Raw genomic sequence first — 13,196 nt, 5'->3', positions numbered from 1 at the left:
GGAGCGACGAAGGAGCGGAGGGCTGGTTTCCGGCGCCGTGGCCCTGTCGCCGTAGGCGACGATCCGCGCCCTGCCCACCCCACCCCACCCCACCCAGGGTGAGCGGGCGGCGCCCCGTGCGAGCGGCTCACCACCACTCGCTGTCGAGCTTGCCCTCCATCGCGCGCAGGTGCTCGCGCGAGCAGGTGTCGCAGTAGCGGCGCTGGCGACCGTGCTCGACGGAGGTGATCCAGGTCAGGGTGGCGGAGCCGTCAGGCTCCTGGCGTCCGCAGAAGTCGCACGTGGCCATGGCCCGAGGCTAGCGGCCGGCGCTGGAAATGAGAGGGAGCCGGGCACGACGAGGGTTCGTCGTACCCGGCTCCCGGGGTTCACCCGCGATCAGGGTGGAGGTGATCGTGACCGATCACCGGGGTCCTACAGAGCGCGAGCGAGGGCGAGGCGCGCCTGCTGCGCGGCCTTCTCGGCCTTGCGGCTGAGTCGGCGCGCACGGGCGACACGGCTGCCCATGCGCAGCTGGTGCGCCTCTCCCAGGCGCGCGGTCATGTGCGCGCGCGCCAGGTCTTCGGTCATGAGGTGGTTCATGTCAGTACTCCGGTTCTGGTTCGAGATCATGAGTGGTGGGTGGTGCTCTCCGAGAAGGTGCTCCGGTCGGGACAGGTGCCGCCGCTACGCGGCGACCTCGTTCTTGCGGGGTCGGCCGCGCGGGCGCTTGCGGGGGATCACTGCTCCCTGGAGGAACAGCTCGCCTCCCCAGACGCCCCAGGGCTCACGCCGGTCGAGGGCTCCGCTGAGGCACAGGGCCTGGACCGGGCAGTCCTGGCACAGGGCCTTGGCGAACTCCACGTCGGACGGCGACTCGGCGAACCACAGCTCGGGGTCGTTGACCCGGCAGGGCAGCCGCTCGTGGTCGACGTGACCGGCCTGGTCGTGCAGCTGGCCCAGGGTGGTCTCCTGGTCCGGCTGGTGCCCGGTGGTGCGGTCGAGAACGCTGATGGTCATCTATCTCACCTCCTGTCGGTGACCTGATCGCGGTGGGGTGGTGCGGTGTGGCGGGAGATCAGGGCCTCTGAGAAAACACAAAGGCCGCGGATCCCTTGGTGGGAGTCCGCGGCCTGGAGGTGAGCCAGTCTGTTGATGTCAACAGATGGGCGGACTCCAGGCGTTGGTCCCCGGGACGTAGGCGGCGAGAGCCACCTCTCCCTTGATGACGGCGCGGTCGCGGGCGATCTCCATACCTCGGAGATCGACGGAGCGCTGGCCCGTCACCGGAGTGCCGAAGGCGGCGTGGTGGCACGCGGGCATGCCAAAGCCGGACGCCATCCCCTGGTTGGACGGGGTCGTCATCGTGATGGTGTTGGTGATCATGCGGGCCACCTCCTTCGGTTCATCGGGCGCCGGCCTTGTCAGGACCGTGGTGCGCGGTTTGCTTGGTGACGGAAAGTTACCGCCACCGCGATGTAATGAGCAAACGATTTTATGAGTATTTCTCGATTTTCTTCCGAGGCCTCTAGACCAGCAGGCTCAGCAGGTCCTCGCCGTAGCGCTCCAGCTTGCCCTCGCCGACTCCGCTGATGCGCAGCAATGCCTGTGTGGACTGGGGCTGGTGCTCGGCGATGAGCTGCAGCGTCGCGTCGGTGAAGATCACGAACGCCGGCACCTCGTCCTCGGCGGCGCGCTCCTTGCGCCACTCGCGCAGGCGCTCGAAGACCGCCTCGTCGTAAGAGGCGGGGCAGTCGGTGCAGCGACCGCGCTTCTTCTCCGCGCCGGTGCGCAGCGGCTTGCCGCACTCGCGACAGCTCGCCACGCGGCTACGGCGCTCGGTGGCGGGCTCACGGCGCGCGGAGGCCGGCAGGAGCGGGTCCAGGAAGCGCGACGGCTTGCGGCGGGCGGCCTGGCCGGGGTTGCGCGCCTGCGCCCACGAGAGCGCGAGGTCGAGGCGGGCGCGGGTCATGCCGACGTAGAGCAGCCGCCGCTCCTCCTCGATCGCGGCCGGGGTGTCGGCGTAGGTGATCGGCAGGGTGCCGTCCTGGAGACCGCAGAGGAACACCGAGTCCCACTCGAGGCCCTTGGCGGCATGGAACGTCGACAGCGTGACGCCCTCGGCCACGGGCGCGTGCTGCTCGGCGGCACGGCGGTCGAGGTCGTCGACGAAGGCACCCAGCGAGGCGGTCTCGCCTCGGGCGAACTCCTCGGCCTGGCTGACCAGCGCCTGCCAGGACTCCCAGCGGTCGCGGGTCTGTCCGCGGCCCGCCGGCGCCTCGGCCGTCCAGCCCATGCCGGCCAGCGTGGCCTTGACGACGTCGACGAGCTCGCCGCCAGATCCCCCGTCGACCTCGGAGCTGCCCGACCGGGCCGCCCCGCGGATGCGGGTGACGGCCTCGCGCACCTCGGGGCGGTCGAAGAAGCGGGCCGCGCCGCGGATGACGTAGGGGATCTTGAGGTCGGACAGCGCCTCCTCGTAGGCCTCCGACTGGGCGTTGATGCGGAACAGCACGGCGATCTCGGACAGCGCCCGGCCCTCGCTGCGCAGGCCCTGGATGCGGCGGGCGATCTGGTGTGCCTCGGCGACCTCGTCGGGCGCCGGGGTGAACGTCACCGCCGGGCCGGCCGGCCGCTGCGCGCGCAGCTGCACGGACTGGGTGCCGGAGCCGGCCAGCAGCGCGTTGGCGGCCTCGACCACCTGCGGCGTGGAGCGGTAGTTGCGCACCAGCTCGACCGAGGTCGCACCGGGGAACTTGGTCGTGAAGCCCGTGAGGTAGTCGGCGTTGGCGCCGGCGAAGGAGTAGATCGTCTGGGCGGGGTCGCCGACGACGCAGATCTCGTCGCGCCCGCCGAGCCAGAGGTCGAGCAGCGCCGACTGCAGGGGCGAGACGTCCTGGAACTCGTCGACGACGAGCCACTTGTACTGCCGGCGCACCTGGGCCGCGACGCGCTCGTCCTCGGCGAGCATGCCGGCGGTGAGGAGCAGCACGTCCTCCATGTCCATGCGGCCCTGGGCGCGCTTGACCTCCTCGTAGGCGGCGAAGACGCGCCCCACCGTCTCGGGGTCCTGGCCGGCCACGGAGCGCCCCCGAGCCTCCGCGAGGCGGGCGTAGTCGTCGGGGTGGACGTTGCTGACCTTGGACCACTCGATCTCGGAGGCCAGGTCGCGCAGCAGCGCCTGGTCGGAGCTCAGCCGCTGCCGGCGCGCGGCGGTGGCGAGGAGCCCGATCTTGGACTCGATCAGCGAGGGCAGCTCGGTGCCGTGCACGTGGGGCCAGAAGTAGCGCAGCTGGCGCAGCGCGGCCGAGTGGAACGTGCGGGCCTGCACCCCGCTCGCGCCGAGTCCGCGCAGGCGCCCGCGCATCTCCCCCGCGGCCCGCGTCGTGAACGTCACCGCGAGCACCTCGGAGGGCGCGTAGACGCCGGTGGCCACGCCGTGGGCGATCCGGTGGGTGATCGCGCGGGTCTTGCCGGTGCCGGCGCCGGCCAGCACGCGGACCGGCCCGCGCAGCGCCTCCGCCACACGCCGCTGCTCGGGGTCGAGAGCGGCGAGCAGGTCGTGGGGCAAGGAACAACTCCTGGGTCGAGATGGTTGTATCGGGTGCTAGTCACGACCCTAGACGCCGGAGGCGACAGTCCCAGATGAGCAGCTTCACGATGTACACGACCCCTTGGTGCGGCTACTGCCACCGTCTCAAGAGCCAGCTGGACCGCGAGGGCATCACCTACGACGTGGTCGACATCGAGCAGCAGCCCGAGGCCGTGCAGATCGTCGAGTCCGCCAACAACGGCAACCAGACGGTTCCCACGCTGGTCTACACCGACGGCACCGCGCAGACCAACCCCTCCCTGGCCCAGGTCAAGGAGAAGATCGCCTCCCTGGCGTGACCTTCCGCCGACCCGCCCGGAACTTTCGGGCGGGTCGGCGTTGTTCACCAGTGGCCGGGGAGCTCGCCGCCGTACCAGTGCTCGACGAGCGAGCGGCTGATCGAGACGCCGCCGGGGAGCACGACCGTCCCCGACTCGGCCTGCTCCCGCATCTCGGCCCGGGTGAACCAGCGGGCCTCCTCGATCTCGTCGGCGTCGACGGTGATCTCGGTGGAGACGGCGCGCCCGACCATCCCGAGCATGAGGCTCGCCGGCAGCGGCCACGGCTGGTTGCCGAAGTAGCCCACCTCGCCGACCCGCACGCCCACCTCCTCGGCGACCTCACGCCGTACGGCGTCCTCGAGGGTCTCGCCCGGCTCGCAGAAGCCGGCCAGCGTCGAGAAGCGCCCCGCGGGCCACACCGCCTGGCGCCCCAGCAGGCACCGCTCGTCGTCCGCCCCGGGCTGGCCGTGGGTCACGAGCATGATCACGGCCGGGTCCGTGCGCGGGAACTGCGCGCGGCCGCACTGCGTGCACCTCAGCTCGTGGCCGGCGGCCTGGGACTCCAGCGTCCCCCCGCAGCGCGGGCAGAAGCGGGTCGCCCAGTGCCACTCGGCCAGGCCAAGGGCGTGGAAGACCAGCGGTCCCTCGCCGGTGTCCCCGCCGGCCAGCGCGGGCAGGAGCCCGCGTAGCGGGAGCCACGCGTCCTTCTCCTCGGCCGCGAGCGCGCCGTCGGTGACGACCGCCCACCAGGTCGTGCCGTCGCGCTCGCCGAGCAGCACCCGCGTCCCCTCGGGCGCCCGGTCCGGCGCGACCCACTCCAGGGCGCCGTCGCGGGGGCGCACGCGCGTGCCGGAGACGACGAGCACCCGGCTGCTCGGGTCGGCCCACCGGGCGTCGAGCCAGGCGTCGTCCTTGCGGTGCACCCCCAGGCGGTCGTGGGCGGGCTCGGCGAGGCGGAGGTGCGGAAATGTCACGGTGTCGAAGTTAGTCCTAGGGTCCATGCCCATGAGCACCCACATCGGCGCCCAGCCCGGCGACATCGCTCCCCTCGTCCTGATGCCCGGCGACCCGCTGCGGGCCCGGTGGATCGCGGAGACGTTCCTCGAGGACGCGCGGTGCTACACCGAGGTCCGCGGGATGTACGGCTACACCGGCACCTGGCGGGGCCAGCGGGTCTCCGTGCAGGGCTCCGGCATGGGCCAGCCCTCGCTGGCGATCTACGTCAACGAGCTCTTCACCGAGTACGACGTGCAGTCGGTCGTGCGCGTGGGCTCCTGCGGGGCGCTGACGGAGCGGCTGGCCGTGCGCGACCTGGTGATCGCGTCCGGCGCCTGCACCGACTCCGCGATGAACCGGATCGCGTTCGAGGGGCTGGGCTACGCCCCGGTGGCCGACTTCGGCCTGCTGCGCGACGCGGCGGCCGCGGCGGAGTCGCTCGCCACCGAGGCGTCCGTCCACGTCGGCCTGATCTTCAGCAGCGACTCCTTCTACGCCGCGCGCCCCGAGCTGGCGGCGCGGATGGTGGAGTACGGCGTGCTGGCCGTCGAGATGGAGGCGGCCGCGCTCTACACGCTGGCCGCCAAGCACGGGCGCCGCGCGCTGGCGATCTGCACGGTCTCCGACCACATCGTCACCGGCGAGGAGACGACCTCGCAGGAGCGTGAGCAGACCTTCGGCGACATGGTCGAGATCGCGCTGACGGCGGGCCTGGGCGCGCAGTAGAGCGCAATATCCGGCGCTCCGCGGGCGTTGGGACGGTGTGGACATCCTCGACGCGGTGGTGATCGGTGCCGGACAGGCCGGGCTGTCCGCGGCCTACCACCTGGGGCGCCGCGGGCTGTCGCACCTCGTGCTGGACGCCGACGCCGGCCCGGGCGGCGCCTGGCAGCACCGCTGGGACTCCCTGACCATGCGCGACGTGCACGGCATCGCGGCGCTGCCGGACTCGCAGGCCCCGGCACTGTCCGAGCGCCGCGCCAGCGACGTGCTGCCGGCGTACTTCGGGTCCTACGAGCAGCAGCACGACATCCGCGTGCTGCGCCCGGTGCGCGTGGAGCGGGTCACCGACGAGGACGGGCTGCTCGTCACGCAGGCGGGCGAGCGCACCTGGACCAGCCGCACCCTGGTCAACGCGACCGGCACGTGGAGCCACCCCTTCGTGCCGCGCTACCCCGGGATGGAGACCTTCGCCGGCGAGCAGCTGCACACGGCGGCCTACCCCGGCCCGGAGCACTTCCGCGGCCGGCGCACCGTCGTCGTGGGCGGCGGCGCGTCCGCCGTCCAGCTGCTCGGCGAGGTCGCGCTGGTCACCGAGACGGTGTGGGTGACGCGCCGGCCACCGGTGTGGCGCACCGACGACTTCACCCCCGACGCGGGCCGCGCCGCGGTCGCGCTGGTCGAGGAGCGCGTACGCCGCGGCCTCCCGCCGGCGAGCGTGGTGAGCGTGACCGGGCTGGCGCTCCGCGAGCAGGAGCGCGCCGCCGAGCAGCTGGGCGCCTACCAGCGCCGCCCGATGTTCGCCTCGGTGGAGCCCGACGGCGTCCGCTTCCCCGACGGGACGTTCGAGCCGGCCGAGATCATCCTGTGGGCGACGGGCTTCCGCCCGGCGGTGACCCACCTGGGTCCGCTGCGGCTGCGGAGCCCGCAGGGCGGGATCCAGCTGGACGGCACGACCGCCGTCGCCGACCCGCGCGTCCAGCTGGTCGGCTACGGGCCGTCAGCGAGCACGATCGGCGCCAACCGCGCCGGCCGCGCGGCCGCCCGCGGCGTGGCGCAGTGGCTCGACCGCGCCCGGGCTAGCGCCTGAGCAGCTGCTCGAGCTCCGCGCGCCCCGGCAGGTCGGCCGGCTCGACCAGCCGGTCGCTGCGCACGTAGTAGAAGCCTGCCCGGACCTGCTCGGGGGCCACGCCGTGCAGCTCGGCCCAGGCCAGGCGGTAGACGGCGAGCTGGAGCGGGTCGGCGTCGTGGGAGCGGCTGGTCTTCCAGTCGACGACGAGGTAGCCGCCGCCGGGCTCGTCGTAGACCGCGTCGATGCGGCCGCGCACCACCTGACCGTCGAGGACGAGGGCGAAGGCCGGCTCCACGACGTGGGGCACCCGGTCGGCGAAGCTGCCCTTCTCGAAGAGTTCGACGAGCTCCTGCAGCTCGGCGTCGTCGGCGACGTCGGCGTCACCGCGCCCGGACAGCTCGTCGGGGTCGAGCAGCGACTGCTGGCCGAAGCGCGCCTCGACCCAGGCATGGAAGCGGGTGCCGAAGCGGGCCGCGCGCGACGGCTGCCGAGGCATCGGCCGCGCCAGCTCGCGCGCGAACGCGTCGGGGTCGTCGCGCAGGCGGGCGAGCGCCGTGGCCGAGAGGCTGGAGGGCAGCTCGACGCCCACGTCGGCGGCACGGTCCTGACGCGCCTCCACGAGGAGCCGGTCGATCTCGGCGTCCCAGTCGGCCACCTGGGCGGCCTGGACCATGTCGAGGCCCTCGTCGTCCGCGCCCGGCTCGGCGGCTCGCACCCGCGCCGCGGCGTCGAGCCGCAGCCGGGCCTCGACCCCCCGCTCGGTGGGCGGCCACGGCCGGGCCGGGTCGACGGCGTCGTAGGGGTTGGGGTCGCCCTTGACCGGCTTCTCGCGCCAGGCCTCGACGGGCTCGCCCCACTCCTCGAGCTGCTCGCGCACGACGCGCTGGTAGTCGGACGGGCCGTAGGGGGTGGCGCGGGTGCCCCAGCAGTAGGACGTGACGGACAGCAGGTGGGCGGCGCGCGTGAAGGCGACGTAGCCGAGGCGCAGCTCCTCCTCGGCGTCGTGCTCGCGGGTGGCGGCGCGGTAGGCGTCGAGCGCGACCTTGTCCGAGCCCTGCAGCTGCGGCAGGTCGGCGGCGTCGCCGCGCAGTGGCGCCGGCAGCACCGAGGGCGAGGAGGTCCACAGGGTGCGCGAGCGGTTGGACGGGAAGCGCGTCTCGCACACCCCGACCAGGAACACCGAGGCCCACTCCAGGCCCTTGGCGCGATGGACGGTGAGCAGCTTGACGGAGTCGGCCTCGCTGGGGGTCGCGATGTCCAGGCCGTTGCCCTGGTCGTCCTCGGCGGTGAGGTAGGCCAGGAGCGCCGGCAGGGTCACGTCGCCGTCGACGGCCTGGAAGTCGGCGACCGCCTTGACGAACAGGTCGAGGTTGTCGCGGCGGGCCGCGGCCGCCGGGCTGACGGCCGAGGCCAGCTCGACGTCGACGCCGGTGGTCTCCATGATCCGGCGCACCACGTCGAGCAGCGGCTCGCCGACGTGGGTGCGCAGCTGCCTCAGCTCCCCGGCGAGCAGGCCGAAGCGCTCGCGCGCCTCCGCGGAGTAGGGTGCCTCGCCGGGGTCGGCGAGCGCGTCGTCGAGCGCCGGGATCTCGGCGGGGTCGATCCCGTCGGCGATCTCGACGAGCTGCTCCCCGATCGACGGGGACTCGGCGCGGCGCAGGTGGCGGCCCGCCAGCTCCTGCGCGCGGCGACTGAGCAGCCGCAGGTCGCGCGGTCCGATCGCCCAACGGGGGCCGGTGAGCAGGGTGAGCATCGCGGCGTTGGAGGTCACGTCGTGCAGCAGGTGCAGGGTGGCGACGACCTCGGCGACCTCGGGCAGTCGCAGCAGACCGGACAGGCCGACGATCTCGACCGGGACCGAGGCCCGGGTGAGCGCGTCGAACACGTCCTCGGCGTGCGCGTTGTCGCGGGTGAGCACCCCGATGTCGGACCACGCCCCGGTGTGGGCCAGCTGCACGGCGGCCACCAGGTGGTCGAGCTCCTCGGCGTGGGTCTCGAAGACGGCGGTCGTGACCGTGCCGCGCTCGGCGTCGGGCTTGGCGAGCAGCGGCTGCACCTGGTCGTAGGCGTCGTAGAGCGGCGCCGCCAGCCGGTTGGCCACCTCCAGGATCCGCTCGTCCGAGCGGCGGCTCACCGTGAGGTGGTACGTCGGACAGGTGCCGGCGGCGGCCGGGAAGGTCTGGTCGAAGCCGAGGATGTTGGACACCGAGGCGCCGCGCCAGCCGTAGATGGCCTGGTTGGGGTCGCCGACCGCCATCACGGCGTGGCCCCTGCCGGAAGCCGCGTCGGGTCCGGAGAACAACCGCGACAGCATGGTCGCCTGCGCCACCGAGGTGTCCTGGTACTCGTCGAGCAGCACGACCTTGAACTTGGTGCGCTCGGCGGCACCGACCTCCGGCTGGTCCTCGGCGAGCCGGGCGCCGAGCTCGATCTGGTCGGAGAAGTCCATGAGCCCGAGGTCGCGCTTGAGGCGGCGGTAGCCGGCGACCAGCTGCAGCAGCTCCGCGCGCCGGTCGATGGCGGAGACGGCCTTCTCGCACGCCTCGCGGTGGCCCTTGCGGTCCTTGCCGGCCCGCTCCTCGACGATCGCCCGCTCGAAGCCCCGACGCGCCTCCGCGTCGACCGCCCGGACGTCGTCGGCGCTGCGCAGGTGCTCGCTCATCGCACCGTCGAGGGCGAGGAGGTTCTGGATGGCGGTGGCGGGGTGGTCGGTGAGGTGGCGGACCTCGCCGGTGAACCGGTCGACGACGCGCGCGCCCAGCTGGTAGCGGGCGGCGTCGGTGACCACGCGGGTGTCGGGCTCGTGGCCGATGCGCAGGCCGTGCTCGGTGAGCAGGTTGGCGGCGTAGGCGTTGTACGTCAGGACGGTCGGCTCGATCGGCTCCTCGTCGCCGCCGTCCTGGTCGGTGCGCACCGTCGCGTCGAGCGCGCCGGCCGCGACCAGCGCGTCGCGGATCTTGCGCCGCAGCTCGCTGGCGGCCTTGGTGGTGAACGTGAGCCCGAGGACCTCCTCGGGCCGGACCTGGCCCGTGACCACGAGGTAGACCACGCGCGCCGCCATCAGCGTGGTCTTGCCCGAGCCGGCCCCGGCGATCACGACCGCCGGGCTCAGCGGCGCCGAGATCGCCTCCCACTGCTGGTCGCTGGGGGCGTAGGCGGTCCGCATCACCCGCTGGAGGTCCTGCGGGGTGTCGATCCGGGCTGACTGCTGCGTGGTCACTGGTCGGTCACCGAGCCCGCGCTCTTGATCGGGCAGATCGGGACGAACGAGCAGTCGCGGCACTGGGCGCCGGCCACCGCCGGGAAGCGCTCGGTGCGGAGCAGGTCGGCGGCGCGCACGAGCTCGGCCCGCAAGACGCCGCGGTAGGGCCCGTCGTCGGCCTGGGGGTCCTGGGTCTGCACCGCGGCGGCCGTGGAGTCGTCGAGGATGCCGAGCTGCACCAGCTCGGCGCCCCCGGCCCGGGCCTCGACGCCCTCGGGCAGCAGGTCGTCGACGGCGCCCCGGTCGACGGCGTACTGGTAGAGACCGAGCTGGACGTGCTGCTCCACGGACTTGTCGCTCGGCTTGTTGCGGCCGGTCTTGAGGTCGACCACCACGACCGAGCCGTCGGCGTCGAGCTCGACGCGGTCGGCGTAGCCGGTGAGCTGGACCTCCACCGGCTCCTCGTCCTCGGCGCCGAGGGTGACGACCGCGGTGAACTGCTGCTCGGTGGCGAGCAGGGTGCGGGTGTTGGCGTGGTGCCACTGGAGGAAGCGTGCGAGCGCCGCCCGCACCCGCTCGTGCTCGCGTGACTTCGACCAGGGGGTGCGGAACTCCAGGCGCTCCCACACGTCGTCGACGTGGGTCATCAGCAGGTCGGCGTCGTCGGGGCCGGCGTCGATCTCCCCCGAGGCGACCCGCTCGGCCAGCGCGTGGAGGAGCTGGCCCAGGTTGGCGGACTGGTGGGCGCGCGCGACGCCGCCGGCCTCCCGCTCCAGGAACCACTGGGTCGGGCAGACCATCAGCGACTCCAGCACGCTGGCCGAGACGGGCACCGGCAGCTCGGGGTCGCGGACCGGCTGCGGGGAGCGCGAGGCCGCGCGGGTGCCCCACCACGTGGCGGGATCGGCCTGCGGGGCCAGCTGCCGGGTGCCGGCGGTCTCCCCCGCCAGGCGCGCCAGGCGCCGGGCCGCCGCGTCGCGCAGCGGCTCGGGCGTCTCGGGATCGGCCAGGGTGCGGCGCAGCTCGCCGACCAGGCCGCCCATCGAGAGCGGCCGCGCCGGGCGACCGACGACATGGGCGACGTCGCCGACGCCGAGCTCCTCGAGGAAGCGCGAGGGCTGCTCGCCGTCGTCCTCGGGCGAGCGGACCGCCGTGACGACCAGGCGCTCCCGGGCCCGCGTGCAGGCGACGTAGAAGAGCCGGCGCTCCTCGAGGAGCAGCTCGCGCGCGGTGACGGGCGGCACCAGGCCGTCGGTGCCGATGCGGTCGGCCTGGAGCAGGGTGGTGCGGCGTCGCAGGTCGGGCCAGGCGTCCTGCTGGACGTGGGCGACGACGACCAGGCGCCATTCCAGGCCCTTGGCGCGGTGGGCCGTGAGCAACCGGACCGACGCGCCGCGCGCCCCGCGCTCGGCCAGGGTGTCGGCCGGGATCTGCTGCGCAGTCAGCGTGGCGAGCAGGTCGGCGACCCCCAGGTGGACGCGTTGCTCCTCGGCCCGGGCCACCACCTCGAAGAGCGCGCAGATCGAGTCGAGGTCGCGGTGGGCACGCCGGGCGGCGCCACCGCCGATCTCGACCGAGCGCCGCAGCCGCTGGGGCCAGGCGGTGCCGGCCCAGAGGTGCCACAGGACCTCCTCGGCGGACGCACCGCCGTCGAGCGCGACCCGGGCCCCTGCCAGCAGGTCGCCAAGGGCACGTGCGCGGGTGATCTCGGGACCGTGGAGCCCGTCGAGGCACGACGGGTCGACCACGGCAGTGCGCACGAGGTCGCGCGAGGGCGGCGGCGAGGTGCCGTCCTCGTGGGCCCGCTCCTTGGCGCGCACACGGAGCGCCCGCGCCAGGCGGCGTACGTCGCCGGAGTCGAGGCCGCCGAGCGGGCTGAGCAGCAGCCCCTCGGCGCGGGTGGGGTGGAGGTAGTCGACGTGGTCGGGGTCGTCGTTGTCGAGGTTGACCACGGCCTTCATCGCCTCGAGCAGGGGCAGCACCGCCGGGTCGCGCACCAGCGGGACCTCGTCGCTGGCCACCTCGACCGGGACGCCGGCGGCGCCGAGGGCCCGGCGCAGCGGCGGGATCGAGGTGCGACCGGACCTGACCAGGACGGCCATGTCGTCCCAGGCGATGCCGTCCTCGAGGTGGGCGCGGCGCAGGAGGTCGGCGAGGTGCTCGGCCTCCGCGCGGTCGGTGTCGAAGGTGCGGACCACGACCTTGCCGTTGCCCAGGCCCGGCGCCTCGGCCACGGGCTGGAGGAACGCCAGCTTGGCCGACTCCGGGATGGCGCCCGGGAGCGCCAGCCGGGAGGCGACACGCTGGGAGGCCAGCAGCAGGTGGGGGCCGAAGCGGCGGGTGGTCCGCAGGGCCACGACCTCGGCGGGCCGTCCGTCGGCGCGGGGGAAGTCGGCCGGGAAGTCGAGGATGCCGCGCACCTCCGCTCCGCGGAAGCCGTAGATGGACTGGTGCGGGTCGCCCACGACCGTGAGGTCGCGCCCGTCTCCGGCGAGCTGGCGCAGCATCGCGACCTGGCCCGGGTCGGTGTCCTGGTACTCGTCGACGAAGACGTGGCGGTAGGCGGCGCGCAGCTCGTCGCGGTGCTCCGCGGCCTCGATCGTCGCGCGCCGGATCAGGTCGGCGTAGTCGGTCGCGCCGACGTAGTCGAGGTTGGTGAGGTACTGCTCGAGGAACAGCCCGGCCGCCATGAGCTCAGGCAGGTCGTGCTCCTCCCCCAGGGCGCGCAGGTCGGCGCCGTCCTTGCCCTTCTCGCGGGCGCGCGACAGCACGGCGTTGACCTCGCGGGCGAAGCCGCGGGTGCCCAGCGCGCGGTGCAGTGACTCCGGCCAGTCGACGGACTCGGGGTGGTCGGTGAGCAGCTCACGCAGCACGACGTCCTGCTCCGGCGCGGACAGCAGCCGCAGCGGGGCGGCGTAGATCTCCGCCGGCGCGTAGCGCCGGACGAGCCCGTAGGCGAAGGAGTGGAACGTCGCGCAGAGGCTCGTCGCCATGGTCCGGCCGAGGCGGGCGGTCACCCGGTCGCGCAGCTGCTCGGCGGCCTTGCGGGAGAACGTCAGCGCCAGGACCTGGTCGGGCCGCGCCCCGTCCTCGACCCGTCGCACGATGGCCTCCACCAGGGTCGTGGTCTTGCCGGTGCCGGGGCCCGCGAGGACCAGCAGCGGCCCTCCGGGGTGGTCGACGACGCGCTGCTGCTGCTCGTCGAGGCGCGGGACGTCGACGTGGACCTCCGGCCGGACGAGGTGAAAGGTCGGCGCGCTCACGGGACCACCTAACCACCGGGCGCCGACAGGGCCCCGCGCCGCCCGGAGCCGGACCCGGGCCACTGGTCTGGACCACCATGAGCAACCCCCT

General features: G+C 73.9%; 11 protein-coding genes. 3 read left to right on the top strand and 8 right to left on the bottom strand.

The annotated features are described in order from the left end of the window. Window positions 1-127: 127 nt before the first annotated feature. The 5 genes from E4622_RS22970 to E4622_RS21330 form a co-directional block, all read right to left on the bottom strand. A complete protein-coding gene (locus E4622_RS22970) occupies window positions 128-289 on the bottom strand; it encodes a hypothetical protein (RefSeq protein WP_167736188.1) in 162 nt (53 codons plus the stop codon). A 125-nt stretch (window positions 290-414) separates the two neighbouring features. Beyond that, on the bottom strand, window positions 415-612 hold the full coding sequence (locus E4622_RS21345) for a hypothetical protein (protein ID WP_134742244.1): 198 nt from the start codon (window positions 610-612) through the stop codon (window positions 415-417). A 54-nt stretch (window positions 613-666) separates the two neighbouring features. Then, window positions 667-999, bottom strand: a complete 333-nt coding sequence (locus E4622_RS21340; protein WP_134742243.1) for a WhiB family transcriptional regulator — start codon at window positions 997-999, stop codon at window positions 667-669. Between the two features lie 138 nt (window positions 1,000-1,137). Continuing rightward, entirely contained in the window at window positions 1,138-1,365 is a 228-nt protein-coding gene (locus E4622_RS21335) for a hypothetical protein (RefSeq protein WP_134742242.1), read from the bottom strand. Window positions 1,366-1,507: 142 nt separating this feature from the next. Continuing rightward, window positions 1,508-3,550 (bottom strand): ATP-dependent DNA helicase UvrD2, encoded by a 2,043-nt coding sequence (locus E4622_RS21330; protein ID WP_134742241.1) that lies wholly within the window; start codon window positions 3,548-3,550, stop codon window positions 1,508-1,510. A gap of 74 nt (window positions 3,551-3,624) precedes the next feature. Between E4622_RS21330 and E4622_RS21325 the strand changes: the two genes are divergently transcribed. After that, window positions 3,625-3,870 carry a mycoredoxin gene (locus E4622_RS21325; RefSeq protein ID WP_134742240.1) on the top strand — a complete coding sequence of 82 codons (246 nt, stop codon included), beginning with the start codon at window positions 3,625-3,627 and terminating at the stop codon, window positions 3,868-3,870. A 44-nt stretch (window positions 3,871-3,914) separates the two neighbouring features. On the opposite strand, the gene nudC is transcribed toward E4622_RS21325, so the two are convergent. Then, complete coding sequence (gene nudC, locus E4622_RS21320) at window positions 3,915-4,826, bottom strand: NAD(+) diphosphatase (protein WP_134742239.1); 912 nt, start codon at window positions 4,824-4,826, stop codon at window positions 3,915-3,917. Window positions 4,827-4,857: 31 nt separating this feature from the next. On the opposite strand from nudC, the gene deoD reads away from it, so the two are divergent. After that, window positions 4,858-5,574 carry a purine-nucleoside phosphorylase gene (gene deoD, locus E4622_RS21315; RefSeq protein WP_134742238.1) on the top strand — a complete coding sequence of 239 codons (717 nt, stop codon included), beginning with the start codon at window positions 4,858-4,860 and terminating at the stop codon, window positions 5,572-5,574. A gap of 37 nt (window positions 5,575-5,611) precedes the next feature. Next, entirely contained in the window at window positions 5,612-6,658 is a 1,047-nt protein-coding gene (locus E4622_RS21310) for an FAD-dependent oxidoreductase (RefSeq protein ID WP_134742237.1), read from the top strand. On the opposite strand, the gene E4622_RS21305 is transcribed toward E4622_RS21310, so the two are convergent. Then, entirely contained in the window at window positions 6,648-9,860 is a 3,213-nt protein-coding gene (locus tag E4622_RS21305) for an ATP-dependent DNA helicase (RefSeq protein ID WP_245156141.1), read from the bottom strand. The two genes, E4622_RS21310 and E4622_RS21305, sit on opposite strands and share 11 nt — an antisense overlap. After that, window positions 9,857-13,105 carry an ATP-dependent DNA helicase gene (locus E4622_RS21300; RefSeq protein ID WP_134742236.1) on the bottom strand — a complete coding sequence of 1,083 codons (3,249 nt, stop codon included), beginning with the start codon at window positions 13,103-13,105 and terminating at the stop codon, window positions 9,857-9,859. Before E4622_RS21300 ends, E4622_RS21305 begins: the two co-directional genes overlap by 4 nt. Window positions 13,106-13,196 lie beyond the last annotated feature (91 nt).

Origin of the sequence: Nocardioides sp. 503 (assembly GCF_004522095.1) — a bacterium.
In the GTDB taxonomy this organism is placed as follows: Bacteria; Actinomycetota; Actinomycetes; order Propionibacteriales; family Nocardioidaceae; genus Nocardioides.
Note: the sequence above shows the minus strand (reverse complement) of the source record. Positions and strands in the feature narration are given on the sequence as shown.